The sequence below is a fragment of the Nocardioides sp. Z21_20 genome, from assembly GCF_059766585.1.
In genome coordinates this window covers 20259-43510 of record NZ_JCBAJX010000004.1, presented here as the reverse complement: position 1 = coordinate 43510, position 23252 = coordinate 20259, and the positions used below count along the sequence as shown (strand labels likewise).

25 protein-coding genes are annotated in these 23252 nt (G+C 73.2%); 10 read left to right on the top strand and 15 right to left on the bottom strand.

All coding sequences use genetic code 11. From position 1 onward, the window contains the following. Positions 1–42: 42 nt before the first annotated feature. Positions 43–690 carry an alpha/beta hydrolase family protein gene (locus AC6EH9_RS08885; protein ID WP_498422351.1) on the bottom strand — a complete coding sequence of 216 codons (648 nt, stop codon included), beginning with the start codon at positions 688–690 and terminating at the stop codon, positions 43–45. Positions 691–697: 7 nt separating this feature from the next. Beyond that, the gene (locus tag AC6EH9_RS08880; RefSeq protein ID WP_498422350.1) at positions 698–1510 is read right to left on the bottom strand and encodes an SOS response-associated peptidase; all 813 of its coding nucleotides are present in this window, start codon (positions 1508–1510) and stop codon (positions 698–700) included. Positions 1511–1767: 257 nt separating this feature from the next. Between AC6EH9_RS08880 and AC6EH9_RS08875 the strand changes: the two genes are divergently transcribed. From AC6EH9_RS08875 to rsgA, 4 genes are all read left to right on the top strand, one after another. Continuing rightward, the gene (locus tag AC6EH9_RS08875; protein ID WP_498422349.1) at positions 1768–3195 is read left to right on the top strand and encodes a sigma-70 family RNA polymerase sigma factor; all 1428 of its coding nucleotides are present in this window, start codon (positions 1768–1770) and stop codon (positions 3193–3195) included. 29 nt (positions 3196–3224) lie between these two features. Continuing rightward, a complete protein-coding gene (locus AC6EH9_RS08870; protein ID WP_498422348.1) occupies positions 3225–3755 on the top strand; it encodes a DoxX family protein in 531 nt (176 codons plus the stop codon). 94 nt (positions 3756–3849) lie between these two features. Next, positions 3850–5073 carry a 3-phosphoshikimate 1-carboxyvinyltransferase gene (aroA, locus tag AC6EH9_RS08865; protein ID WP_498422347.1) on the top strand — a complete coding sequence of 408 codons (1224 nt, stop codon included), beginning with the start codon at positions 3850–3852 and terminating at the stop codon, positions 5071–5073. A gap of 7 nt (positions 5074–5080) precedes the next feature. Next, complete coding sequence (rsgA, locus tag AC6EH9_RS08860; RefSeq protein ID WP_498422346.1) at positions 5081–6097, top strand: ribosome small subunit-dependent GTPase A; 1017 nt, start codon at positions 5081–5083, stop codon at positions 6095–6097. Between the two features lie 26 nt (positions 6098–6123). On the opposite strand, the gene AC6EH9_RS08855 is transcribed toward rsgA, so the two are convergent. Further along, complete coding sequence (locus AC6EH9_RS08855) at positions 6124–6609, bottom strand: DUF2231 domain-containing protein (RefSeq protein ID WP_498422345.1); 486 nt, start codon at positions 6607–6609, stop codon at positions 6124–6126. A gap of 41 nt (positions 6610–6650) precedes the next feature. Here AC6EH9_RS08855 and hisN point away from each other — a divergent pair, with 41 nt between their 5' ends. From hisN to AC6EH9_RS08840, 3 genes are all read left to right on the top strand, one after another. Next, entirely contained in the window at positions 6651–7559 is a 909-nt protein-coding gene (hisN, locus tag AC6EH9_RS08850; RefSeq protein WP_498422343.1) for a histidinol-phosphatase, read from the top strand. A 93-nt stretch (positions 7560–7652) separates the two neighbouring features. Further along, the gene (locus AC6EH9_RS08845; protein WP_498422341.1) at positions 7653–8084 is read left to right on the top strand and encodes a CBS domain-containing protein; all 432 of its coding nucleotides are present in this window, start codon (positions 7653–7655) and stop codon (positions 8082–8084) included. An 86-nt stretch (positions 8085–8170) separates the two neighbouring features. Next, positions 8171–8539, top strand: a complete 369-nt coding sequence (locus tag AC6EH9_RS08840) for an FKBP-type peptidyl-prolyl cis-trans isomerase (RefSeq protein WP_498422340.1) — start codon at positions 8171–8173, stop codon at positions 8537–8539. A gap of 62 nt (positions 8540–8601) precedes the next feature. On the opposite strand, the gene AC6EH9_RS08835 is transcribed toward AC6EH9_RS08840, so the two are convergent. Continuing rightward, complete coding sequence (locus AC6EH9_RS08835; RefSeq protein ID WP_498422338.1) at positions 8602–8847, bottom strand: RNA-binding S4 domain-containing protein; 246 nt, start codon at positions 8845–8847, stop codon at positions 8602–8604. 73 nt (positions 8848–8920) lie between these two features. Next, positions 8921–10180 carry a DUF445 domain-containing protein gene (locus tag AC6EH9_RS08830; protein WP_498422336.1) on the bottom strand — a complete coding sequence of 420 codons (1260 nt, stop codon included), beginning with the start codon at positions 10178–10180 and terminating at the stop codon, positions 8921–8923. 59 nt (positions 10181–10239) lie between these two features. Between AC6EH9_RS08830 and AC6EH9_RS08825 the strand changes: the two genes are divergently transcribed. The 3 genes from AC6EH9_RS08825 (at position 10240) to AC6EH9_RS08815 (ending at position 13352) form a co-directional block, all read left to right on the top strand. Further along, positions 10240–10638 carry an FAD synthase family protein gene (locus AC6EH9_RS08825; protein ID WP_498422334.1) on the top strand — a complete coding sequence of 133 codons (399 nt, stop codon included), beginning with the start codon at positions 10240–10242 and terminating at the stop codon, positions 10636–10638. A gap of 125 nt (positions 10639–10763) precedes the next feature. Next, on the top strand, positions 10764–12341 hold the full coding sequence (locus AC6EH9_RS08820) for an MXAN_6640 family putative metalloprotease (RefSeq protein ID WP_498422332.1): 1578 nt from the start codon (positions 10764–10766) through the stop codon (positions 12339–12341). A 102-nt stretch (positions 12342–12443) separates the two neighbouring features. Next, on the top strand, positions 12444–13352 hold the full coding sequence (locus tag AC6EH9_RS08815) for a universal stress protein (RefSeq protein WP_498422330.1): 909 nt from the start codon (positions 12444–12446) through the stop codon (positions 13350–13352). Between the two features lie 6 nt (positions 13353–13358). Here the strand turns inward: AC6EH9_RS08815 and AC6EH9_RS08810 are convergent, their stop codons facing one another. The 10 genes from AC6EH9_RS08810 to AC6EH9_RS08765 form a co-directional block, all read right to left on the bottom strand. Beyond that, positions 13359–14510, bottom strand: coding sequence for an AI-2E family transporter (locus AC6EH9_RS08810; RefSeq protein WP_498422327.1), 1152 nt, complete (start codon positions 14508–14510; stop codon positions 13359–13361). Positions 14511–14544: 34 nt separating this feature from the next. Further along, a complete protein-coding gene (locus AC6EH9_RS08805) occupies positions 14545–14910 on the bottom strand; it encodes a biotin/lipoyl-containing protein (protein ID WP_498422325.1) in 366 nt (121 codons plus the stop codon). Positions 14911–14916: 6 nt separating this feature from the next. Beyond that, positions 14917–15195 (bottom strand): hypothetical protein, encoded by a 279-nt coding sequence (locus tag AC6EH9_RS08800; RefSeq protein WP_498422323.1) that lies wholly within the window; start codon positions 15193–15195, stop codon positions 14917–14919. Next, a complete protein-coding gene (locus AC6EH9_RS08795; RefSeq protein ID WP_498422322.1) occupies positions 15192–16730 on the bottom strand; it encodes an acyl-CoA carboxylase subunit beta in 1539 nt (512 codons plus the stop codon). Before AC6EH9_RS08795 ends, AC6EH9_RS08800 begins: the two co-directional genes overlap by 4 nt. 37 nt (positions 16731–16767) lie before the next feature. After that, a complete protein-coding gene (locus AC6EH9_RS08790) occupies positions 16768–18279 on the bottom strand; it encodes a methylmalonyl-CoA carboxytransferase subunit 5S (protein ID WP_498422320.1) in 1512 nt (503 codons plus the stop codon). Between the two features lie 94 nt (positions 18280–18373). Next, positions 18374–18976 (bottom strand): serine O-acetyltransferase, encoded by a 603-nt coding sequence (gene cysE, locus AC6EH9_RS08785; RefSeq protein ID WP_498422319.1) that lies wholly within the window; start codon positions 18974–18976, stop codon positions 18374–18376. Position 18977: 1 nt separating this feature from the next. After that, positions 18978–19907: a cysteine synthase A gene (gene cysK, locus AC6EH9_RS08780; protein ID WP_498422318.1), complete on the bottom strand. Its 930-nt coding sequence runs from the start codon at positions 19905–19907 to the stop codon at positions 18978–18980. Between the two features lie 250 nt (positions 19908–20157). After that, entirely contained in the window at positions 20158–21222 is a 1065-nt protein-coding gene (locus AC6EH9_RS08775) for an aldose epimerase family protein (protein ID WP_498422317.1), read from the bottom strand. Beyond that, positions 21219–22214, bottom strand: coding sequence for a LacI family DNA-binding transcriptional regulator (locus AC6EH9_RS08770; protein ID WP_498422316.1), 996 nt, complete (start codon positions 22212–22214; stop codon positions 21219–21221). The genes AC6EH9_RS08775 and AC6EH9_RS08770 overlap by 4 nt, the downstream gene beginning before the upstream one ends. Positions 22215–22249: 35 nt before the next feature. Next, on the bottom strand, positions 22250–23245 hold the full coding sequence (locus AC6EH9_RS08765; protein WP_498422314.1) for an aldo/keto reductase: 996 nt from the start codon (positions 23243–23245) through the stop codon (positions 22250–22252). Between the last annotated feature and the right edge of the window lie 7 nt (positions 23246–23252).

Sequence of the window (23252 nt, the reverse complement as noted above, 5' to 3'; positions counted from 1 at the left end):
CCTCGGGTTCGGAGAGCAGGCAGGTCACGGGGGGTGAACAGCTCAGCGCGCCGAGGGATTCCCGACCACGTCCCGGATGATCCATTCCAAGGTGGCCTCCACGATGATCGCGAGCACGTCCTGCTCGGTGAGCGGCCCCCGCTTGGGGACCTTGAAGCCGTGATCGGCCGAGGGGACGACCGCGAGGTCGACGCCCTCGGGGAACTCCTCGGGCCGACCCATCGGGTCCCGCTCGCCCTGGATCACCAACACCGGCACCCGGGCCCCGGTGAGCTCCTCGACCCGGCTCTTCTCCGGCCTGCCGGGTGGATGCAGCGGGAAGGCCAGCGCCAGGCATCCCGACGCGCCCAGCTCGCGGGCGCTGCGCGCCGCCGATCGGGCGCCTGCCGAGCGGCCGCCCACGACCAGCGGCGTGCGGGGACGGATCCGGTCGGCGGCCGCACGCAGCGCGTCGTCGAGGGTGCGCGGCGCGGTCGCGATCTTGCGCCCGGCCACCTTCCACGGCTGTTCCAGCAGGACCACCGAGATGCCCTGCCCCGGCAGGTGGCGAGCCAGGCACTGCAGGTCGGGGGTCTCGATGCCGTTGCCGGCTCCGTGGCTGAGCAGCAGCGTGGCCACCGGGTGACGCGACCGGTGGGTCTCCAGGCGCGCGTCCCCGTGCGGGGTGCGGACGGTCAGCTCGCTGGGCACGGGGGCATCATCGCAGGTCCGGGCCGGCGGCCGCGCCGAGATGGACGTCGCCGCGGACCTCCTCGGGCACCTCCTCCAGCGGCAGCGGCTCGAGGAGCTCGGGGCCGTTGTTGCGCACGTTGCTGACCAGCGTCGAGACCGGGTACGCCTCCAGGCTGCCCGGCGCGGCCGGCGCGAGCAGGGCGAGGAGGTCGTCGCGTCCCGCGGTCCGCGGGTCCAGCCAGGCACCCCAGCGCTCCCGCTCGACCATCATCGGCATCCGGTCGTGGATGTGGCCCAGCGTGTCCTCGGCCTGCGTGGTGATCACCGTGCAGGTCCAGCGGAAGCGCTCGGGGTCGTCGTCGGCACGGGTCGGGTCGCGCCAGATCTCGTACAGCCCGGCCATCGCCAGCACCCCGTGGTCGCGGGGGCGGATGAAGAAGGGCTGCTTGCGGGGCTTGCCCGCCTTCGTCAGCGCCGAGGTCGGGTACCACTCGAAGTAACCGTCTGCCGGGAGCAGGCAGCGCCGCGCCGCGAACGCCTTGCGGTACGCCGGCTTCTCGGCCACGGTCTCCATCCGGGCGTTGATCATCTTGTTGCCGATGCCGGGGTCCTTGGCCCACGAGGGCACCAGGCCCCATCGCAGCACCCGCAGCTGGCGCTCGGGTTCGGCGCGCTCACGCTCCTCGCTGCGCGGCGGGCGCTCGAGCACGGCGTACACCTCCTTGGTGGGGGCGACGTTGTAGTCGGCCGGCAGCGGCGCGGCGATGGCCGGCTGCTCGATCTCGAACTCCTCGACGAGATCCTCGGGCCGGCGACTGGAGGCGTAGCGACCACACATGCGCTCAGGCTAGCCCGCGGGCCGCCCCGCCTCCACCGCCTCGGATCCCGCGGCCAAGGGCCTCCCCCCGCTGCCCGGACCGGTGCGACATCCCCCTGCGCACCCGGTCCGGCAGCTCCCCCGGCCCCGGCCTCGAGACGGCCTCTCGGCCGGCCCTTCCTCAGTGAGACGCAGGGCCGGGCGCGCTATGACGCGAGACCGGCAACTTTTTTTACCCACGGGCGTCGCCTCGGGCCCACCGGCTCGTTGTTCCCTACGTGAGCGAGACCCTCGCCCAGCCGGAGGCCCCCTCCGACGGAGAGCTGATCTCGGCGGTCCGAACCGGCGACGTCGAGGCCTACGGCGCGCTCTTCGCGCGCCACGTCGACGCCGCCCGGCGCCTGGCGCGTCAGCTGGCCCGCCCGGGCGATGTCGACGACCTGGTCTCCGACGCGTTCGCCCGGGTGCTCGGAGTCCTGCAGCGTGGCGGTGGCCCCGACCTGGCCTTCCGCGCCTACTTGCTGACCACGCTGCGCCACCTGCACGTCGACCGGGCCCGTGCGGTCTCCCGGCTGCAGACCACCGACGACCTCGAGCCGCTCGCTCCCGGCGTCCCGTTCCGCGACACCGCCGTCGAGGGGTTCGAGAGCAGCGCGACGGCACGGGCCTTCGCCTCCCTGCCCGAGCGCTGGCAGGTGGTGCTGTGGCACACCGAGGTCGAGGGCCAGAAGCCGGCCGAGGTGGCCACCGTGCTCGGGATGAGCCCGAACTCGGTCTCGGCGCTGGCCTACCGAGCCCGCGAGGGGCTGCGCCAGGCCTACCTGACGATGCACGCGAGCGGCCTCGACGCGGACACCTGCCGGTGGACGCGGGCGCACCTCGGCAGCTACGTCCGCCAGGGCCTCGCCCGCCGCGACGCCAGGCGTGTCGCCGAGCACCTGCGCGGCTGTCCGCGCTGCCTGGGCGCGCACCTGGAGCTCGCCGAGGTCAACTCCGGTCTGGCGGCCCTGCTCGGGCCCGTCGTCCTCGGCGGCGTCGCCGCCGGCTACCTCGGCGCCCCCACCGGGGCGGTGGCGCTCCCCGGCACGCTGCTGATGCTCCTGGACCGGGCCAGGGACTTCGTGCTCACCCATGCCCAGGCGAGCGCCGTGGCGGGGGTGGCCGCCACCACCGTGGTCACCGGCGGCACCGTGGTGACGCTGCCCGACCCCGGCACCGCCGAGCGCAACGGGCGCCCGCCCGCCGTCGTCCTGACCCACCGGCCCACCGCACCCCAGGCCGCCGGCAGCGACCTGTGGGCCGACCCGGCTCCGTACCGCGCTCCCCTGGCCGACGACGGGCGACACCCTCGACGCCAGGGTTCCGCCCGCGACCCGGCCTCGCCCGGCCCCTCCGCCTCTGCGCCCGCCTCCCCCACCGCACCCGGGGACCCGGCCGGCACCCCGGCGGCGCCGGACCCGGCCGGGCCCTCTGCCACCGAGACACCCGCCGCAGATCCCGCGCCGTCGCCCCCGGTGGAGCCCGGCTCTCCCCCGGGCACCGCGGACCAGCCACCCGCACCGACCGACGCCCCGGCCCCGCCGGCGGACCCCGGGCCCTCGCCGGCCGCCACTGAGGCCCCCGTGCCTCCCGAGGCGCCCCCCGAGGCGCCGCCCGCCGCCGAGCCGGACATCTCGGGCGGCGTCCAGGAGGAGCGGAGGGACTAGAACCGCCGGGATCGGGTATGGAGCCACCCATGACCGCCATCAGACTGCTCGCCCGCCCGATGCTCGCGTCCATGTTCGTCGTCGGGGGCGCACAGGCCCTCAAGAACGCCGACGCCCTGGCCGCCACCGCCAAGCCGATCACCGACCGCTTGGTGCCCAAGGTCAAGCGGCTGGTCCCCCAGGTCCCGATCCCCGAGGACCCCACCACGCTGGTCCGGATCAACGCCGGCGTCCAGCTCGCCGCCGGCCTCACCCTGGCCACCGGCCGCGCCCCCCGGCTCAGCTCCGCGGTGCTCGCCGCGTCGCTCATCCCGACCACCGTCGCCGGACACCCCTTCTGGGAGGAGTCCGACCCGCAGGCCCGCCGCACCCAGCGCAACGCCTTCCTGGCCAACCTCTCCACGCTCGGCGGTCTGCTCCTGGCCAGCGCCGACACCGCCGGCAAGCCGGGGGTCGCCTGGCGTGCCCAGCACGCCGCGCACGACGTACGGCGCGAGGCCACGCACCTGGGTCGGGCCGCCCGCCGCGAGGCCCGGCTCGCCGCCGCCAAGGTCGGCTGAGCGGGCTCGGTAGTCTTCCGGCGTGACGAGAGCGCCCATCGAGCCTGGCACTGCCCCCGCCGACCCCTGGCCAGCGCCACGAGTGCGGGAGCCGGTGGAGGTCACGCTCACGCTGCCCGGCAGCAAGTCGCTGACCAACCGGGCGCTGCTGCTCGCCTCCCTCGCCGACCGCCCCAGCGTCGTACGCCGCGCCCTGCGCTCGCGTGACACGTCGCTGATGGCGGCGGCGCTGACCGCTCTCGGCTCGCCGGTGGACACCAGCGGCGACGACTGGACCGTGACCCCCGGCCCGTTCACGACCGACGCGGCCATCGACTGCGGGCTGGCCGGCACCGTGATGCGCTTCGTGCCGCCGGTCGCTGCGCTCTCGTCGGGCACCATCTCCTTCGACGGCGACCCGCACATGCGCAACCGCCCGGTCGGCGAGGTCCTCAGCGCCCTGCGCGGCCTCGGCATCGACGTCGACGACGCCGGGCGCGGTGCGCTGCCGTTCGCCGTCCGGGGCCGCGGCGCCGTCCCCGGCGGCACCGTGGTCGTCGACGCCTCGGCGTCGTCGCAGTTCATCTCCGCGCTGCTGCTGGCCGGCGCCCGCTACGAGCACGGCGTGGACGTGCGTCACGAGGGCGAGCCGGTCCCCTCGCTGCCGCACATCGAGATGACCGTCGCGATGCTGCGCGAGCACGGCGTCGCGGTCGACGACTCCACCGCGGACCGGTGGACGGTGGCGCCCGGCCCGATCCGCGCGGTCGACCACCTGATCGAGCCCGACCTGTCCAACGCCGCGCCCTTCCTGGCGCTGGCTGCCGTCTCCGGGGGCAGCGTCGTGGTGCGCGACTGGCCGCGTCACACCACCCAGGCCGGCGACGCCCTGCGCGGCATCCTCACCGCGATGGGCTGCACCGTGACGTACGTCGAGGAAGGCCTGCGGGTCCAGGGCCCCGACCGCCTGCAGGGCGTCGACCTCGACCTGCACGACGTCGGCGAGCTGACCCCGGCCGTCGCGGCGCTCTGCGCGCTGGCCGACTCGCCCTCGCAGCTACGCGGCATCGCCCACATCCGGGCCCACGAGACCGACCGGCTGAGCGCCCTGGCCACCGAGCTCAGCGCGCTCGGCGCGGACGTCACCGAGCATCCCGACGGCCTGAGCATCCGCCCCGCGCCGCTGCACGGCGGCGTCTTCCACACCTACGCCGACCACCGGATGGCGCACGCGGGCGTGATCGTGGGCGCGGGCGTCGACGGCGTCCTGGTCGAGAACGTCGCCACCACCGCCAAGACCTTCCCGGACTTCGCCCGGTTCTGGGCCGGCCTGCTGTGAGCCAGTCGTGAGGAGCCGCTACACCGAGCACGACCACGAGCACTACGAGCGGCCGCGGCGACGCACCCGCCCCCGGACCAAGGAGCGGCCCAGCCACGACGACGCCGTGGACGGGCTGGTGACCCGGGTGGACCGCGGCCGGTACGCCGTCATCCTCGAGGCGTCGCCGCAGGACCCGCCCATCGTCTGCATGACCGCCCGCCAGCTGGGCCGCAAGGCGGTCGTGGTGGGCGACCGGGTCCGGGTGGTCGGCGACACCTCCGGCGAGGAGGGGTCGCTGGCCCGCATCGTCGAGGTGCACCCGCGGACCACCACCCTGCGCCGTACCGCCGACGACGACGACCCCGTCGAGCGGGTGATCGTCTCCAACGCCTCGCAGCTGGTGATCGTCGCGGCGCTGGCCGACCCCGAGCCTCGCCCCCGGCTGATCGACCGCGCCCTGGTCGCGGCGTACGACTCGGGCATGCAGCCGCTGCTGTGCATGACCAAGTCCGACCTGGCCGACCCCGAGACCCTGCTGGCGACGTACCGCTCGCTGGGGGTGCCCTGGGTCGTCACCCAGCGCGGCGGCGACCTCGAGGAGGTCCGCGAGCAGCTGCGCGGGCGCACCAGCGTGCTGATCGGTCACAGTGGCGTCGGCAAGTCCACGCTGGTCAACGCGCTGGTGCCCGAGGCCAGGCGGGAGGTCGGGCACGTGAACGCCGTGACCGGGCGCGGGCGGCACACCTCGACCTCGGCGATCATGCTGGCGCTGCCCGGCGGCGAGGGCTGGATCGTGGACACCCCCGGGATCCGCTCCTTCGGGCTGGCCCACGTGCAGCCCGAGCGGCTCATCGAGGCGTTCCCCGATCTCGACGAGATGACCGAGGAGTGCCCGCGCGGATGCACCCACGGCTTCGGGGAGCCCGAGTGCGGCCTCGACGAGGCACTCGCCGCCGGCCAGGCCGACCCCGACCGGGTCAGCTCGTTCCGTCGGCTGCTCGCCGCGCGCGACGGCTCGGTGTCCGACGCCGGCAGCGACTGAGCGCCCCGCTCAGTCGCAGACGGGGCTCAGCCCCAGACGGCCCGGGCGCCCGCCTCGCCGGTCAGGTAGGTCAGCACCATCAGCGCGAGCGCACCGGCGACCAGTGCGATCAGCGCGAGCACGCCCCAGCCCGCACGCGTCTCCCGGGCCCCGCCGTCGGAGACCAGCGCGCTGGGCCCGCCCAGCGCCCAGGCCGCGAAGGCCGCGATGACGACGAAGGCCAGCGCGACCCACAGCAGCACCTCGGCGCGGTCCTGGTGCAGGCGGATGGCCTCGGCCAGCGCGGGGACCTCGAGCAGGTTCGGCCGCTGCTCCAACAGATCCTCCCCGCTCAGGTAGGACAGCCCGGTCGCGCCGGCGGCCACCACCGCGCCCGCCAGCATCGGCCAGCGCAGCGCCCACCGCCACCGCGGCAGCACGGCGTACGCGAGCGCCACCAGCGCGGTCAGCGGCGCCAGCACCACCGCACCGTGCACGGCGAGGACATGAACCGGAAGGCCGTCGAACTCCATGGGTGAACGTTAAACCAGGTACCTGGGAATAGCCTGTGCCCATGGCCAACACCGGGGCACCCGATTACACCGACGACCTGCGGCTCGCGCACGTCCTCGCCGACGACGCCGACTCGCTCACCGTGAACCGGTTCCGCGCCCTGGACCTGCACGTGATGAGCAAGCCGGACCTCAGCCCGGTGACCGACGCCGACCAGGCCGTCGAGGAGGGCATCCGGCGCACCCTGTCCCGGGCCCGCTCGCGCGACGCGGTGCTCGGGGAGGAGACCGGCGAGACCGGGCACAGCCAGCGGCGCTGGATCATCGACCCCATCGACGGCACCAAGAACTTCGTGCGCGGCGTGCCGGTCTGGGCCACGCTGATCGCCCTCGAGGTCGAGGGCGAGGTGGTCGCCGGCGTGGTGTCGGCCCCCCAGCTGCAGCGCCGCTGGTGGGCGGCCAAGGGCGGCGGCGCCTGGACCGGACGCTCGCTGCTCAAGGCGACCGCGTGCCAGGTCTCGGACGTACGGCGCCTCGAGGACGCCTCGTTCTCCTACAGCTCCCTGTCCGGCTGGGACCAGCGCGGCCGGCTCGACGACTTCCTCTCGCTGTCGCGGCGCTGCTGGCGGACCCGGGCCTACGGCGACTTCTGGTCCTACATGCTGCTCGCCGAGGGAGCCGTCGACATCGCCGCCGAGCCCGAGCTCGAGCTCTACGACATGGCCGCCCTCGACGTGATCGTGCGCGAGGCCGGCGGGCGGTTCACCGGGCTGGACGGGAACGACGGCCCCTGGGGCGGCAACGCGCTGGCCACCAACGGCCACCTGCACGAGGCGGCGCTGGCGTTCCTGGGCTCCCTGCCCCACGACGCCGACGACCCGGACTCGGTCCCGCACGGGGTCGGCTCGGTCCACGACCTGAGCGCCCAGCGCGCCCGGCGCACCGACGTCAACGGACCGGCCGCGCCCTGATCCCCCGGCGCCCTCAGGACCCTGGTCAGCGGCGCACGGTAGCACTAGCGTGGTGGCTCACGGCCACACGACGCACAGGACACGAGGTAGCGGATGCGCATTAACGACGTGCTGCAGGGCAAGGGCAGCGCCGAGGTCGTCACGATCGCCCCGACCGCCCGAGTGCGCGAGCTGGTGGCCCTCCTGACCGAGCACAACGTGGGGGCCCTGGTGGTGAGCAGCGACGGCTCGCACGTGGAGGGCATCGTCAGCGAGCGCGACGTCGTACGGCAGCTGGGCCGCGACGAGCGGGTCCTGGACGCGGCGGTCTCCTCGATCATGACCGCCGAGGTGCGCACCTGCTCCCCCGAGGACTCGGTGCCGGAGCTGATGCAGGCGATGACCCAGCTCCGCGTACGCCACCTGCCCGTGATCCAGGGCGGCGCGCTCGCCGGGATCATCAGCATCGGCGACATCGTCAAGAGCCGCATCGGCGAGCTGGAGTTCGAGCGCGACCAGCTCGACAAGTACGTCCACCGCAGCTGAGCCGGGACCGGCGGACACGCCCCCGCTGCCCTCTGCGCGCCTCCCGCTACGGTGGTCAACGACCCACTCCAGACGAAAGCGAGACGATGGACAAGCCTGAGATCGAGTTCCCCGACTTCGAGCCGCCCGCCGACCTGGTCATCACCGACCTCGTCGAGGGTGACGGAGAGGTCGCCACCTCGGGGTCGACCGTGTCCGTGCACTACGTCGGGGTCGCGCACTCGACCGGCGAGGAGTTCGACGCCTCCTACAACCGCGGCACCCCGCTGCGGTTCCGCCTCGGTACCGGCCAGGTCATCTCCGGCTGGGACCAGGGCGTCGAGGGGATGAAGGTCGGCGGCCGTCGCCAGCTGGTGATCCCCTCGCACCTCGGGTACGGCGAGCGCGGCGCCGGCGGCATCATCAAGCCGGGCGAGACGCTGATCTTCGTCGTCGACCTGCTCGACGTCTCCTGACCCGTCGACCCGTCACTGACTCGGCCGGGCACGGCGTGTCTGGTCGAGGCAGTGACGGGTCGCTACCAGGGGAGGTTGTCGGGGGCGGCGTCGTCGGAGACGCGCGCCGACATCCCACCCAGCGTGACCACGTCGCCGCGGACGAGCTGACGCCCGCGGCGGGTCTCCACCTCGCCGTTGACCTGGACCGCCCCGTCGGCCATCAGCGGCTTCGCGTCGGCGCCGTTCTCGATCAGGTTCGCGAGCTTGAGGAACTGCCCGAGCCGGATCGACTCGTCTCGGATGGGTACGTCGACCGGTGCGCTCATGGGGCCATTGTGCGCCCCCGGGCAGGTGCTCAGTCCACCAGCCTCAGCCCGCCAGGCTCAGCCCCACCAAGCCTCAGCCCGCCAGCACCGCGACCGTGTGGATCAGCACACCGACCAGGCCGCCGACGATGGTGCCGTTGATCCGGATGAACTGCAGGTCCCGACCGACGTGCAGCTCGATCCGCTCGGCCGCCTCCTTGCCGTCCCACCGCTCGATGGTGTGGGTGATCACCGTGGTCAGCTCCGCGCCGTAGCGCGAGACCGCGAAGACGGCCGCGTCGGCCGCGAACCCGTCCAGGCGTCGGCGCAGACGCTCGTCCTCGCTCAGCCGCGCGGCGAACGCGGTGAGCTCGCTCAGCATCCGCGCGCGCACCGCCCCCTCCGGGTCGTGCAGGGCCTCCAGCAGCGCGGTGCGGAAGCTCTGCCACACCGAGACGACGGTCGCCATCACCTGCGGGTGGTCCAGGACCCGCTCCTTGAGCCGCTCGGCGCGCGCCTGGGTGTCCGGGTCCTCGAGCAGGTCGCTGGCCAGCTGCACCAGCATCGAGTCGAGCGCCTGACGGGCGTGGTGGTGCGGGTCCTCGCGGATGTCGGCGACCCAGCGGATCACCTCGAGGTGCACCCGGCCGGTGACCGCCTCGTTGAGCCGCGGCGGGGACCACCACGGCGCCCGCTCACCGAGCACCTGCGAGAAGGTCTCCTCGTTGCTCACCAGCCAGCGGTGCAGCTCCTCCAGGGCCAGGTCGACCAACCCGTGGTGCAGGTCGTCGCGGACCACCTCGCCGAGCAGGCCGCCCAGCAGCGGCGCGATCGGCTCGGTACGGAAGCGGGGCACGACCGCCTCCTCCACCAGGGAGATCACGTGCTCGTCACGCACCCGCGCCAGCCCGAGGGCGGCGAGCTCGGAGACCTCGTCCACCACCCGGCGGGCGTTGGCCTCCTCCCCCACCCAGCGCGCGGCGCGCAGCGAGATGGTGGCGGCGCCGACCCGCTCACGGATGATCTCCTCGTGCAGGAAGTTCTCCCCGACGAACTCCTGCAGACCCCGGCCCAGTTCGTCCTTGCGCTTCGGGATGAGCGCGGTGTGCGGGATCGGCAGCCCCAGCGGGTGCCGGAAGAGCGCGGTGACCGCGAACCAGTCGGCGATGGCGCCCACCATCGAGGCCTCCGCCCCGGCGTTGACGAACCCGAGCCATCCGTCGCGGTCCAGCGTCGCGACGTACACGACCGCGGCGAAGAGGAGCAGGGCGAGCGCCACCATCCGCATCCGGCGCAGGGCGGTGCGGCGTTCCGCGTCGGCAGAGGGGTCGGCGACCAGCGAGAAGGTAGTCATCACCGTCGATTCTTGCCCACGTCGGTCAAGACGACCGCCCCGATGCCATAATTCCGGACATGTCACGCACCGTCATGACGTTCGGCACGTTCGACGTGTTCCACGTCGGTCACCTCCGGGTGATCCAGCGCGCCGCCGAGCTCGGCGACCGTCTCGTCGTGGGCGTGTCGGCCGACGCGCTCAACGTTCGCAAGAAGGGCCGCGAGCCGGTCTTCGGCGAAGACGAGCGCCTCGCCATCGTCGCGGCGCTCAAGGCCGTCGACGAGGTCTTCGTGGAGGAGAGCCTGGAGCTCAAGCGCGACTACATCGTCAAGTACGGCGCGGACGTGCTGGTGATGGGCGACGACTGGGCCGGGCGCTTCGACGAGTTCAAGGACATCTGCGAGGTCGTGTACCTGCCGCGCACGCCGGCGATCTCCACCACCGCGCTGATCGAGAAGATCGCCGCCATTCCCTGAGGCCGGTGGCCGCTCGGCCGCATGCTCGGTTCTCGACACCTCACGCTCTGCGGCTACATTGGTCGCCGGGCGCGGGGCGACGTCCTCGATGTCCAGACCCGAACTGTTCCCGAGGGGGCTCCTCCATGCGCCGATCCCTGGCCGCAAGCATCCTGGCCCTGGCCATCGCGATGACGACGCTGTCGCCCACGCTGGCCGCCGAGGAGCAGCCGTCGGCTCCCGAGCACGCCGGGGTGATCAAGCCCGACGTCGCGTCGGAGACCACCCCCCAGGCGCGGGAGGCGGCGCGCACCGCGCTCACCGTCGCGGCCCGCTCGCTGGCCGGAGAGAGCGCGGTCAGCCCCTCCATCGCGCTCAGCGAGCTCAGCGCCTCCTACGACGCCCTCACCCCCGCGCAGCAGCGTCGCGCCGACGCGCTGCTCGCGCGCCCCAATGACGACAGCTCGATCGACCCCGGCACGGCGAAGTACCCCACGGGCGCGACCCCGGCCAAGAAGTGCCGGAGCAACGTCTGCGTCCAGCACCTCACCAGCGGCCGGCACCGCCCGGCCGGTGCGGGCTCGAGTGCCGCCCAGATGGACGCCTGGGTCGAGCGCTCCCTCGCCGAGGTGATCGCGGTGTGGCGCCAGCAGACCGCGATGGGCTACCGCCAGCCCCCCGCCGACGGCGGACGCGGCGGCACCGCCGAGTTCGACGTCTACCTCGCCGACGTCGGCACCGAGGGCATCTACGGCTACTGCGTGCCCGAGGGCCGCCTGAGCGACCGCACCGACGACTTCCGCCGCTCGGGCTACTGCGTGCTCGACAACGACTTCAGCGAGTTCCGCGGCAGCGCCGCGCAGAGCCTCGCCGTGACCGCCGCCCACGAGTTCTTCCACGCCATCCAGTTCGGCTACGACGCGAGCGAGGACTCCTGGTTCAAGGAGGCCACCGCGACCTGGATGGAGGAGCGCTACGCCACCGGCGTCAACGACAACCGGCAGTACCTGCGCCACGGCCAGCTGGGCCGCCCGGGCATCCCCCTCGACAAGTTCGGCGGGCTGGCGCACTACGGCCAGTGGATCTTCATCGAGAAGCTCAGCCGGACCTACGGCGTCGACATCGTGCGCAAGATCTGGGAGCGGCTCGACTCCGCGCCGGGCGCGCGTGACGAGTTCTCCGTGCAGGCCATCGCCCGGGTGCTTCGCAACCGCGGCACCACCCTGCCGGCCTTCTACGCCGCCTTCGGCGCCGGCAACCTCGCGCCCTCGGTGACGTACGCCGAGGGTTCGGCCTACCGCGCGGCCCCGCTCGCCAAGAAGGTGACGCTGCGCCCGGCGCGGCGCCAGCTGCGCGAATGGAGCGCGCGACTCTCGCACCTGACCACCAAGAGCCTGCAGCTGCGCCCCGCCGCCGCGCTGAAGGGCAGGTGGGGGCTGCGCATCGACGTCGACGGTCCGGCGCGCGCAGCCGGTCCCGGGGCGCACGCGCTGGTCTTCCTGCGCAGCGGGAAGGTGGTGCGCAAGCCGATCAACCTCGACGCCAAGGGCCGGGGCGGGATCCGGGTCCGGTTCACCCCCAGCCAGGTCCGCCGCGTCACCGTCACCGTGGCCAACGGGTCCTCGCGCTACGCGAGCTGCTGGAGCGGCACGCCCTTCGCCTGCTCCGGCACCCCGCGTGACAACGGCCAGATCTTCACGGTCTCGGCTCGTGCCGTGCGCTGAGGCGGCCGCACGCCCTTCTGCTCACCGGCGGCGGGACGTAGGGCCCTAACGGCCCTCTCGCCGCGAGGAGAGGGTGGGGTCAGGACCATCGAAGGGATGATCATGACCCAGCACGCCAACCTCCCGCTGCTCGTCGCAGTCGGGGCCCCCGGGAGCGACGCCGGCCACGACGCGCTGCTGCGCTGGTGCGTCACCCGCGCGCAACAGGAGGACCGGGTGTTGCGCCTGGTGCACGTCGTGCATCCGACGAGCGGCTTCGTGGTGCCCGAGGCGTACGCCCTGGACCTCGAGGCGGCCGACCAGATCGGCCGTGAGGCCATCGCCTCCGCCGCCGAGCGGGTCCGCCAGCTGAGCGGCGACACGGTGAAGGTGGAGACCCTCATCCGGCACGGCAGCACCGTCGACATGCTTGTCGGCCTCTCCGAGTCCAGCGACTGCGTCGTGCTCCAGCACCGCCGCCAGAGCCGGGCGCGCCGGATCCTCACCGGCTCGATCACCTCGGGCGTGGCGTCGCGCGCCGCGGTCACCGTGGTCTCGGTGCCGGAGGACTGGGCGCCGCGCGACGGCGAGCCGCGCGTGACGGTCGGGATCGACGAGGCCGACAGCGACGAGCACCTGCTCGAGGAGGCCTTCACCACCGCCGCCCGGCTCGGAGCCACGCTCACCGTGCTGCACGCCTGGTACGTGCCGTCGATGTACGACGACATGCTCGTCGACCGCACGGAGACCAACGACTGGACCGCGCGCGCCGAGCTCGGCATCACCGAGCGGCTGGCTCCCTGGAGCGAGCGCTTCTCGGACGTGGCGGTGCGGGTCGCCGTCGTCCACATGCGCCCCGCGGACGCGCTGGCCGAGGCCTCGGTCGACTCCGACGTGCTGCTCCTGGGCCACCGCGGACCGCACCACATCCCGCACCTCGGCTCGATCGCCCGGGCCGTGCTGCGCGAGGCCCGGTGCCCGCTGGCGCTCGTGCCCACCCATCAGGGCGCGGCACCGGACGCTCGGCACTAGCCGGCCCTAGACCGGGCCGGGGGGTCCCGGCGGGGGTGGCTCCTCCTCCACCGGAGGGGCCGCGTTGGCCGCAGCGGTCGCGTTGGCCGCAGCGGTCGCCTCCTCGACCTCGGCGACGAGCTCGTAGCGGTGACCGTAGGTCTGCACCAGCGCCTGGATGGCGGCGACCACAGGGACGGAGACCAGCGCGCCCAGTGCGCCGAACAGCGTCGCGCCGACGATCGCGGCGCCGAAGCCCACCGCAGGATGGATCGCCATCGTCCGCGAGGTGATCCGCGGGGAGAAGATGTAGTTCTCCACCTGTTGGTACGCGATCCCGAACAGGACGATCCAGAGCGCGTCCAGAGGGTCGTGCGCCAGCGCGATCAGCGCCGGCACGGCGATGGCGATGTAGGTCCCCACGGTCGGGATGAACTGCGAGACGAAACCGGTCCAGATCGCCAGCGGCAGCCAGTAGGGCACCCCCAGCCCCCACATCAGCACCCCCGAGAAGGCCGAGCTCAGCACGGCCAGGATCACCTTCGAGGTGACGTAGCCGCCGGTCTTCTCAGCCGCGATCTCCCACACCGTCATCACGATCAGCTGGCGTGCCGGCGGCAGCCAGCTCGACAGGGTGCGCCGCAGGTGGGGGGCCTGCGCGGACATGTAGAACGTGAACAGCGTCAGGGTCAGCGCGTGGAAGAGGAACCCGAGCAGCGAGGCGAGGATGCCGAAGAAGCCCGGCGCCAGGTCCCGGGCCAGCTCACCGGTGTGGTCCGGCGTCAGCTGCAGGGCGTCGACGACGTCGCGCGAGCGCAGGCTGGTCCCGAACGTGCGGTTGACCCAGGTGACGACGTCGCCGACCACCGAGGGCAGGCTCGTGACCAGCTCGGCCAGCTGATCGACCAGCAGCGCCCCGAAGACACCGACGAAGGCGATCGCGAAGACCGCCAGCGCCAGCATCACCGCCCCGGTGGCCAGGCCGCGGCGCCAGCCCCGGCGCTCCAGGCGCGAGACGATCGGCTCCATGCTGATGCTCAGCATCCAGGACAGGAAGACCAGCCCCAGGAAGTCGCGCAGGCCCAGGAACAGCCAGACGGCCGCGTGGTAGGCCGCGACCGCGAGCAGGACGAAGACCACCGCGCGCCGGAAGTTGACCGGCCCCTCCACGACGATCATCGCCCTGGTCCGTGGCCCCGGTCTTGCGTCGCACTCAGGCGAGCTCGACGAGAACCTGTCCTCCGCTCACCGCCGTGCCGGGGGCGACCAGCACCGCAGACACCTTCCCGGCGGTGGGCGCGGTGATCTCGGTCTCCATCTTCATCGCCTCGAGGACCACGACGACGGCTCCCGCCTCGATCTCCTGGCCCTCCTCGACCAGGACCCGGGCGACGGTGCCGGCCAAGGGCGCGCGGACCCCGTCTCCCCCGCCGCCGGTGGAGCTGGGTGCCGCCGCCGCCGCGGGCGGCGCGAATCCGCCACCGGTCATGAAGATCGCGCCGAGGGAGGGCCTCGGCTCCTCCTCCACCTCCACCTCGACGCCGTACTCGACACCGTTGACGGTCACTTTGAGCAGCATGGTTACCTACCTCGCCCGTGGGATGTTGTGACGGCCCTGGACCACTGCCCGGCCCTGCTGGGCGTAGGCCTGCCCGGTCCGGTAGTGCACCTGCTTGACCTTCGCCCGGTGGCCCAGGAACGCGGCCACGGCCGCGGAGATCGCGACCACGACGTCCTCGGGGACCTCGTCGACGGGGACGACGGCGCGCAGCTCGGCCAGCTCCGACTCCAGCTGGCTGACCCGCTCGGTGAGCGAGCGGACGGCGGCGAGCAGCTCGCCGGCCGTCGGGTCCGTCGTGCTCACGTCGGCCCCAGCCCGTGCTTCTTGGCGGGCCGGATGGTGCGCTTGTTGACCAGGATGGCCAGGGCGCGCGACACGTGCTCGCGGGTCCGCGCCGGCTCGATGATGTCGTCGACGAGGCCACGCGAGGCGGCCACGTACGGCGTCGCGAACGTGGAGCGGTACTCCTCCACCAGCTCCGCGCGGCGGGTGTCCGGGTCGTCGGCGCCGTCGATCTCGCGGCGGAAGACGATCTCGGCGGCGCCCTCGGCGCCCATCACCGCGATCTCGGCGGTGGGCCAGGCGAGCACCTTGTCGGCGCCGAGGTCCTTGGAGCACATCGCGACGTAGGCCCCGCCGTACGCCTTGCGCAGGACCACCGTGATCTTCGGGACCGTGGCGGCGGAGTAGGCGTAGAGCAGCTTGGCGCCGTGCCGGATGATCCCGCCGTGCTCCTGGCCCACCCCGGGCAGGAACCCGGGCACGTCCACCAGCGTCACCAGCGGGATGTTGAAGGCGTTGCAGAACCGCACGAACGCCGAGGCCTTGTCGGAGGCGTTGATGTCGAGCACCCCGGAGAGGACCAGCGGCTGGTTGGCGACCACGCCCACGGTGCGTCCGGCGATCCTGGCGAAGCCGATCACGATGTTGGCCGCGTAGCCGGCCTGCACCTCGAGGAAGTCCCCGCGGTCGACGATCCGGACGATGATCTCGCGGACGTCGTAGCCCTTCTTGTCCGAGACCGGGACGATGTCGCCGAGCGAGGGGTCCGGCTCCACGACGAAGTCGGGGTCGACGATCGGCGGGTCCTCGGAGTTGTTCTGCGGCAGGAAGCTGAGCAGCTTCTGCGCGATCAGGATGGCCTGCTCGTCGTCGTCGGCGACGAAGTGGTTGACCCCGGAGAGCACCATGTGCGCGTCGGCGCCACCGAGCGCGTCGGAGGTCACCTGCTCGCCGGTCACCTTGGCGATCACGTTCGGCCCGGTGATGAACATGTGGGCCTTGCGGGTCTGGATCACGAAGTCGGTCAGCGCCGGGGAGTACGCGGCTCCCCCGGCACACGGACCGGCGATGATCGAGATCTGCGGCACCACCCCGGAGAGCAGGACGTTGTTGTAGAAGACCCGGCCGTAGCCGGCCAGCGAGCCGATCCCCTCCTGGACGCGGGCGCCGCCGGAGTCGTTGATGAACACGAACGGCGAGCCGGTGGCGAGGCTGGCGCGCATCGTCGCGGCGACCTTGTTGGAGTGCATCTCCCCGGCGCTGCCACCGGCCACGGTGAAGTCCTGGCTGGCGACGTGGACCGGTCGGCCGAGCACGGCCCCCTCACCGGTGACCACGCCGTCGGCCGGCAGCTCGGCCTGGTCGAGCCCGAAGTACGTCGACTGGTGCCGGGCGAACATCCCGGACTCCTCGAAGGTGCCGGGGTCGAGCAGCGCGCTGATCCGCTCGCGGGCGGTCAGCTTGCCCTGCTCGTGCTGCCTGGCCAGTCGCTTCTCACCGCCGCCCTGCTCGATCCGGGCGCGGCGCTCGAGGAGCTCCTCGGTCCGCTCTGCCATGGATGCCTGGTGGTGCGGCTTCTTGGTCACGGTGGCCTCACGCCCTCTCGACGGTGACGTGGTGGGACTTGCCGTCCAGCCGCACGTCGTAGCGGATCGGCCCCTTGACGGGTCCGCTGCCACTGGACTTCGACAGCTCGTCGGCGGCCACCTCGGCGGGGTCTCGCCCGACGTTCTTGGGCCCCTCGGGGCGATCGCGGAAGAACCCGGGAGCGACGCCGGGGAACATCGCGTAGGTGAGCACGTCCTCGTCGCTGCCGTTGGATCCCTCGAGCGCACCGGCCTCACTGGACAGCCGGCCCCACTCGGGCGCGATCAGGTCGGCGGGCCGGACCTCGATGGCCTCCTTCCCGGTCTGCACCCGGGCCGCCTCGACGATCTCGGGGTCGCGCCCGCCGAGCGTCTCGCCGTAGTAGCCCAGCATCAGGTCCGCGAACTCGGCGGTGAGCACCTTGTAGGGGCCCATCAGCACGTTGAACACCGCCTGGGTCCCGACGATCTGGCTCGACGGCGTCACCAGCGGCGGGTAGCCCGCCACCGCGCGGACCCGGGGCACCTCGAGGAGCACCTCGCGCAGCCGGTCGCCGGCCCCCTGCTGGCGCAGCTGGCTCTCCATGTTCGAGATCATCCCGCCCGGGATCTGGCTCTTGAAGATCTCGGTCTCCACGCCGGTGATCGCGGACATGAACTGGCTGTACTTCGGACGCACCTTCGCGAAGTGGTCCTTGATGCTCAGCAGCCGGTCGTCGTCGAGGTTGGTGGTGTATGGCGTGCCGCGCAGCATCTCCACCAGCGACTCGGTGGGGTTGTGCCCCGGGCCCAGGGAGAGCGAGGAGATGGCGGTGTCGACGACGTCCGCGCCGGCCTCGATCGCCTTCATCAGGCTGACCAGCGTCACCCCGGTCGTGGAGTGGCAGTGCACGTGGATGCGGGTCTCGGGACCGAGGTCGTCCTTGATCGCCTTGACGATGTCGTAGGCCGGCTGCGGCTTGAGCAGGGCCGCCATGTCCTTGATGCACAGCGAGTCACAGCCCAGCTCCATCAGGTCGCGCGCCATCTGCACGTAGCCCTCGACGGTGTGCAGCGGCGACTCGGTGTAGCAGATCGTGCCCTGCGCGTGCTTGTCGACGCGGCGGACCGCGGCGATCGCCTGCTTGACGTTGCGGACGTCGTTGAGGGCGTCGAAGACGCGGTAGACGTCCATGCCGTTCTCGGCCGACCGCTCCACGAAGCGGTTCACGACGTCGTCCTCGTAGTGGCGGTAGCCGAGCAGGTTCTGCCCGCGCAGCAGCATCTGCAGCCGGCTGTTCGGCATCAGCTCGCGGAACGTGCGCAGCCGCTCCCACGGGTCCTCGTTGAGGAAGCGGATGCACGCGTCGAACGTCGCGCCGCCCCAGCACTCCACGGACCAGTAGCCCGCCGCGTCGATGTCGGCGCACGCGTCGACCATGTCCTCCATCGCCAGCCGGGTGGCCATCAGACTCTGGTGCGCATCGCGCAGGACCAGCTCGGTGACACCGATCTCGCGGGGAGTGGGGTTCTCCGTCATGCCCCCCACCCTGCACCATCTCGCCGGGACTTGCAGCCCCCGCGAGCAATTGTCTGGCTGACGCATCTCGTGCGCCTGCGGTGGTGTCGGAGGATCAGATGAACAGGGCCGGGTCCACCATCTCGCCGCGGCTGTCGCCTCCTCGGGCGACCCGGGTGGAGGCGGGGATGCCGACCACCGTGGTGTGCGGCTCGACGTCGTGGACGACCACCGCGTTGGCCCCCACCCGGGCGTCGTCGCCGATGGTGACCGGCCCCAGGACCCGGGCTCCGGCGCCGATCACCACCCGGTCGCCGACCACCGGGTGGCGCCGTCCCTTGGCGGTCGAGCGCCCCCCGAGCGTCACGCCGTGGTAGATCATCACGTCGTCCCCGACCCGGGTGGTCTCGCCGATCACCACGCCCATCCCGTGGTCGATGAAGAACCGCCGCCCGATCACGGCAGCCGGGTGGATCTCGATCCCGGTGACCGAGCGGGAGACGTAGGCGACCAGCCGGGCCGCGAGGCGCAGGCCGGGGCGCGCCCACAGCCGGTGCGCCACCCGGTGCGCCCACACCGCGTGCAGGCCCGGGGAGGTCAGCACCACCTCGAGGCGGGAGCGGGCCGCCGGGTCGCGGGTGAGGGCGGCGGACACGTCCTCGCGCAGGCGCACCAGCGCACCCGGCTGGGCCCGGGAGGGCATCTGCGTCGTCGTCATCTCAGTCCATCAGGTCGCTGAAGAGCACCGTGGACAGGTACCGCTCGCCGAAGGAGGGGACGATCACGACGATCGTCTTGCCGGCGTTCTCCGGGCGCGCGGCCACCTGCACCGCGGCGGCGATGGCGGCCCCCGACGAGATGCCCACGAGCAGGCCCTCCTCGACGGCGGTACGCCGCGCCCAGGCCACGGCGGTCTCGGAGTCGATGTCGACGACCTCGTCGTACACCTCGGTGTCGAGGTTCGTGGGGACGAAGTTGGCGCCGATGCCCTGGATCTTGTGCGGGCCCGGCTCGGCGCCGTTGAGGATCGCCGACTCGGCCGGCTCGACCGCGATCACCTGCAGGCCGGGCTTGCGCTCCTTGAGCACCTGGCCGACCCCGGTGATGGTGCCGCCGGTGCCGACGCCGGCCACCACGATGTCGACGGTGCCGTCGGTGTCGCGCCAGATCTCCTCGGCGGTGGTGCGGCGGTGCACGGCCGGGTTCGCCGGGTTGTCGAACTGACGGACCAGGACCGCGCCGGACTGGCTGCCGATCTCCTCGGCCTTGGCGACCGCGCCGCTCATCCCGTCGCTGCCCGGGGTGAGCACCAGCTCGGCCCCGAAGGCGCGCAGCAGCGCCCGGCGCTCGCGCGACATCGTGTCGGGCATGGTCAGCACGACCTTGTAGCCGCGGGCGGCGCCCACCATGGCCAGCGCGATGCCGGTGTTGCCCGACGTCGCCTCGACGATCGTGCCGCCCGGCTCGAGGGCGCCCGCCTCCTCGGCGGCCTCCACCATCGCGACGCCGATGCGGTCCTTCACGCTGTGCGCGGGGTTGAAGTACTCGAGCTTGGCCACGACGGTGGCGCCGGCGTCTCCCACCACGCGGTTCAGGCGGACCAGGGGGGTGTTGCCCACGAGCTGGGTGACGTCGTCATGGATGTGCATGTGTGCTCCTTGATGCGTGTGTCGTCGGCGCCGCCGGCGGGCGGGCCGCGGTCAGGACGTCCAGGACCTCCGACACCTCGCCGAGGAGACGTGGCAGTGGTCCACCACGCGCCGCCGGATCAACCGGACCGGGCGGGCCCGGCGCCGACCGAGGGCACGCACGACGAGAGGTCGGAGCCTGGAGCACTGACCACGCTCAAGCATGGCGCATGCGCCCAGCGGTCGACCGGCGCGGTCGTCGCCGCGGCGCTCAGCCCGCGCCCGGGCGGCTGAGCCGCAGCTCGGTGACCGCACGGTAGGTCTCTCCCGGGCGCAGCACCGCGCTGGGCCACTGCGGCCGGTGCGGGGAGTCCGGGAAGAGCTGGGGCTCGAGGGCGATGCCGGCGCCCTGGCGGTACAGGCGCCCGCTCGTCCCTACCGTGGTGCCGTCGAGGAAGTTGCCGGTGTAGACCTGCAGACCCGGCTGGTCGGTGTGCAGGGCCAGGCGCAGGTCGCCGGCACCGGACTCGAGCACCGCGACCTCGCGCAGGCCGCTGCCGCGCAGCACCAGGTTGTGGTCGATGCCCTTCGCCGCCAGCACCTGCGGGTGGGGGCGGCGCACCCGCTCGCCGATCCGGGCCGGCTCGCGGAAGTCGAACGGCGTCCCGAGCACCGGCTCGTGCCCGCCGGATGGGATGGAGGAGGCGTCGGTGGGCGTGTAGTGCTCGGCGTGCACCTGCAGCAGGTGAGCGTCGATGCTCGGCGCCCCCTCGCCGTCGAGGTTGAAGTAGGCGTGGCTGCTGAGGTTCACCACGGTGGCAGCGTCGGTCGTCGCGACGTACTCGCTGCGCAACGTGTCGTCCTCCACACGTACCGTGAGCCGGACGGCGAGGGCGCCGGGGAAGCCCTGGTCCCCGTCGGGGCTGTCCAGGGCGAGCACCGCGTGCTCGGGGCCGGCCTCGAGCACCGACCAGAGCCGGCGGTCGAAGCCGTCGGGGCCGCCGTGCAGGCTGTGGCCGCGGTCGTTGGCGCCGAGCGTGTGCTCCACGCCGTCGAGGACGAACCGGGCGCCGGCGATCCGGTTGGCGTAGCGGCCGACCACCGCGCCGACGTAGTCGGTGCTGGCCAGGTGCTCGGCGACCGTGGGGTGGCCCAGCACGACGTTGCGCCGCGCGCCCGAGGCGATGGCGACCTCCAGGCGGTGCAGGGTGGCGCCCAGCGTGAGCAGCTCGGCGACCAGGCCGGGCGCCCGGCCCAGCCGCACCCGGTGGACCGGGCGCCCGTCGGGCATCGTGTCCGGCATCGTGGCGAGCGCGGCACCGCCGGCTTCGGTCATCGTCGCTCTCCTGGCTGCGGTGGCCCGCTCGAGGCCCGGGCCACCAGTTGGGCGGGCACCAGCGGCACCACCGGGTCCACCTCGCCGGCCAGGACGCGCACCAGCAGGTCCATCGCTCGCGCGGCCAGCTCGGGGAAGTCCTGGCGCACGGTGGTCAGCGGTGGGCTGAAGTACTCCGCCTCGGGCAGGTCGTCGAAGCCCACGACGCTGACGTCGCGTCCGACCTCGCGGCCCGCCTCGCCCAGCGCGCGCAGCACCCCCAGGGCCATCTGGTCGTTGGCGACGAAGACCGCGCTCACGTCACGATCCGCGGCGATGCCCAGCCCCGCGGCGTACCCGCTGGCGGCGGTCCAGTCGCCGGCCCACTCGGGTCCCGGCTCGACCCCGGCGCGGGCGTGCGCGGCGAGCCAGCCCTCGCGGCGCTCGCTCGCCTCGATCCACGCCGTAGGACCCGCCAGGTGCGCCACGCTGCGGTGTCCCAGCTCGAGCAGGTGCGCGGTGGCCAGCAGCCCGCCCTCACGCTGGGCGACGCCCGCGGTCAGCGGCTGTCCCCCGGTGACGCCCTCGACGAGCACCACCGGCACCCCGGTGTCGAGCTGCTGGCTCAGGGCGAGCGCCTCGCGATGGGTGACCGCGACCACCAGCCCCTCCACGGACTGCTCGAGGAGGCGGTCCACGGCGCCGCGCAGGGTGGCGGCGGTGACCTCCCCGAGGCCGACCAGGGCGACCTCGTAGCCGGCCGCGAGGGCCGCCTCCTGCAGGGCGGTGGCCACCATCGCCGGGCCCCGCTCGATGAGGTCGGCGCCGACCACCCCGATCCGCCCGGACCTGTTGGTCGCCAGCGCCCGGGCGGCCCCGTTGCGGCGGTAGCCCAGCTGGTCGATGGCCGCCAGCACCCTGCTGCGCGTCTCGGGGCGCACCAGCGGCGAGTCGTTGAGGACCCGGGAGACGGTCTGGTGGGAGACGCCCACCATGCGGGCGACGTCGGCCATGCTCGGCGGTCGTCGCGGCCGGACGGTGTCGGCGCTCACCATCGCGGGTGCACGCCGGCCCGCAGGTGCTCGTCGTAGATGCGGCGCACGCCCTGGACGAACTCCTCCCCCAGCGGCGCGACGGCGCCCGCGGCGGCGTTGGCGCGCGCCTGCTCGAGGCTGCGGGCACCGGGGATCACCGTGGTCACCCCGGGCTGCTGCCACACCCAGGCCAGCGCCGCCTGGGCGGGTGTGACGCCCGGCGGCGCCACCCGCGCCACCAGGTCGGCGAACTCCTGCGCGGCCAGCACGCCGGTCTCGAACGGCACCCCGGAGAAGGTCTCCCCCACGTCGAAGGCGCTGCCGTCGCGGTTGAAGGAGCGGTGGTCGTCGGGGGCGAAGGTGGTGTCGCGGCGGTAGCGGCCCGACAGCAGCCCCGAGGCCAGCGGGACCCGGGCGATGATCCCGACGCCCGCCGCCTCGGCGGCGGGCAGCACCTCGTCGAGCGGCTTGAGCCGGAACGCGTTGAGGATGATCTGCACCGAGGCCACGTGCGGGCGCGCGAGGGCGCTCAGCGCCTGGGCGGCCGTCTCCACGCTGACCCCGTAGGCGGCGATCCGGCCCTCCTCGACGAGGGTGTCCAGCGCGTCGTAGGTCGCGTCCGCGTCGATCACCTCCGAGGGCGGGCAGTGCAGCTGCACCAGCTGGAGCCGGTCCACGCCGAGGTTCGTGCGCGAGCGGTCGGTCCAGGCCCGGAAGTGCTCCAGCACGTAGTTCTGCGGCACCTGCTCGGCGCGGCGTCCCATCTTCGTGGCGACCGTGAGGTCGGCGTCGGGGTGCGCGGCGAGGAAGCCCCCGATGATCTGCTCGCTGCGCCCGTCGCCGTACACGTCGGCGGTGTCGTAGAAGGTGACCCCGGCCTCCAGGGACCCCTCGAGCACCTCGCGGGCGGCCGTCGTCGAGACCTCGCCCCAGTCGGCGCCCAGCTGCCAGGTGCCCAGCCCGACGACCGACACCTCTCGACCGGTGCGTCCCAGACGCCGCTGCTCCATGCCGTCC

Bases quoted from the DNA above. Each gene is read 5' to 3' on its own strand.
- AC6EH9_RS08880 (WP_498422350.1), bottom strand. From the start codon at position 1,510: ATGTGTGGTCGCTACGCCTCCAGTCGCCGGCCCGAGGATCTCGTCGAG.
- AC6EH9_RS08870 (WP_498422348.1), top strand. From the start codon at position 3,225: ATGACCGCCATCAGACTGCTCGCCCGCCCGATGCTCGCGTCCATGTTC.
- AC6EH9_RS08855 (WP_498422345.1), bottom strand. From the start codon at position 6,609: ATGGAGTTCGACGGCCTTCCGGTTCATGTCCTCGCCGTGCACGGTGCG.
- hisN (WP_498422343.1), top strand. From the start codon at position 6,651: ATGGCCAACACCGGGGCACCCGATTACACCGACGACCTGCGGCTCGCG.
- AC6EH9_RS08845 (WP_498422341.1), top strand. From the start codon at position 7,653: ATGCGCATTAACGACGTGCTGCAGGGCAAGGGCAGCGCCGAGGTCGTC.
- AC6EH9_RS08840 (WP_498422340.1), top strand. From the start codon at position 8,171: ATGGACAAGCCTGAGATCGAGTTCCCCGACTTCGAGCCGCCCGCCGAC.
- AC6EH9_RS08835 (WP_498422338.1), bottom strand. From the start codon at position 8,847: ATGAGCGCACCGGTCGACGTACCCATCCGAGACGAGTCGATCCGGCTC.
- AC6EH9_RS08830 (WP_498422336.1), bottom strand. From the start codon at position 10,180: ATGACTACCTTCTCGCTGGTCGCCGACCCCTCTGCCGACGCGGAACGC.
- AC6EH9_RS08825 (WP_498422334.1), top strand. From the start codon at position 10,240: ATGTCACGCACCGTCATGACGTTCGGCACGTTCGACGTGTTCCACGTC.
- AC6EH9_RS08820 (WP_498422332.1), top strand. From the start codon at position 10,764: ATGCGCCGATCCCTGGCCGCAAGCATCCTGGCCCTGGCCATCGCGATG.
- AC6EH9_RS08815 (WP_498422330.1), top strand. From the start codon at position 12,444: ATGACCCAGCACGCCAACCTCCCGCTGCTCGTCGCAGTCGGGGCCCCC.
- AC6EH9_RS08810 (WP_498422327.1), bottom strand. From the start codon at position 14,510: ATGATCGTCGTGGAGGGGCCGGTCAACTTCCGGCGCGCGGTGGTCTTC.
- AC6EH9_RS08805 (WP_498422325.1), bottom strand. From the start codon at position 14,910: ATGCTGCTCAAAGTGACCGTCAACGGTGTCGAGTACGGCGTCGAGGTG.
- AC6EH9_RS08795 (WP_498422322.1), bottom strand. From the start codon at position 16,730: ATGGCAGAGCGGACCGAGGAGCTCCTCGAGCGCCGCGCCCGGATCGAG.
- AC6EH9_RS08790 (WP_498422320.1), bottom strand. From the start codon at position 18,279: ATGACGGAGAACCCCACTCCCCGCGAGATCGGTGTCACCGAGCTGGTC.
- cysE (WP_498422319.1), bottom strand. From the start codon at position 18,976: ATGACGACGACGCAGATGCCCTCCCGGGCCCAGCCGGGTGCGCTGGTG.
- cysK (WP_498422318.1), bottom strand. From the start codon at position 19,907: ATGCACATCCATGACGACGTCACCCAGCTCGTGGGCAACACCCCCCTG.
- AC6EH9_RS08775 (WP_498422317.1), bottom strand. From the start codon at position 21,222: ATGACCGAAGCCGGCGGTGCCGCGCTCGCCACGATGCCGGACACGATG.
- AC6EH9_RS08770 (WP_498422316.1), bottom strand. From the start codon at position 22,214: ATGGCCGACGTCGCCCGCATGGTGGGCGTCTCCCACCAGACCGTCTCC.
- AC6EH9_RS08765 (WP_498422314.1), bottom strand. From the start codon at position 23,245: ATGGAGCAGCGGCGTCTGGGACGCACCGGTCGAGAGGTGTCGGTCGTC.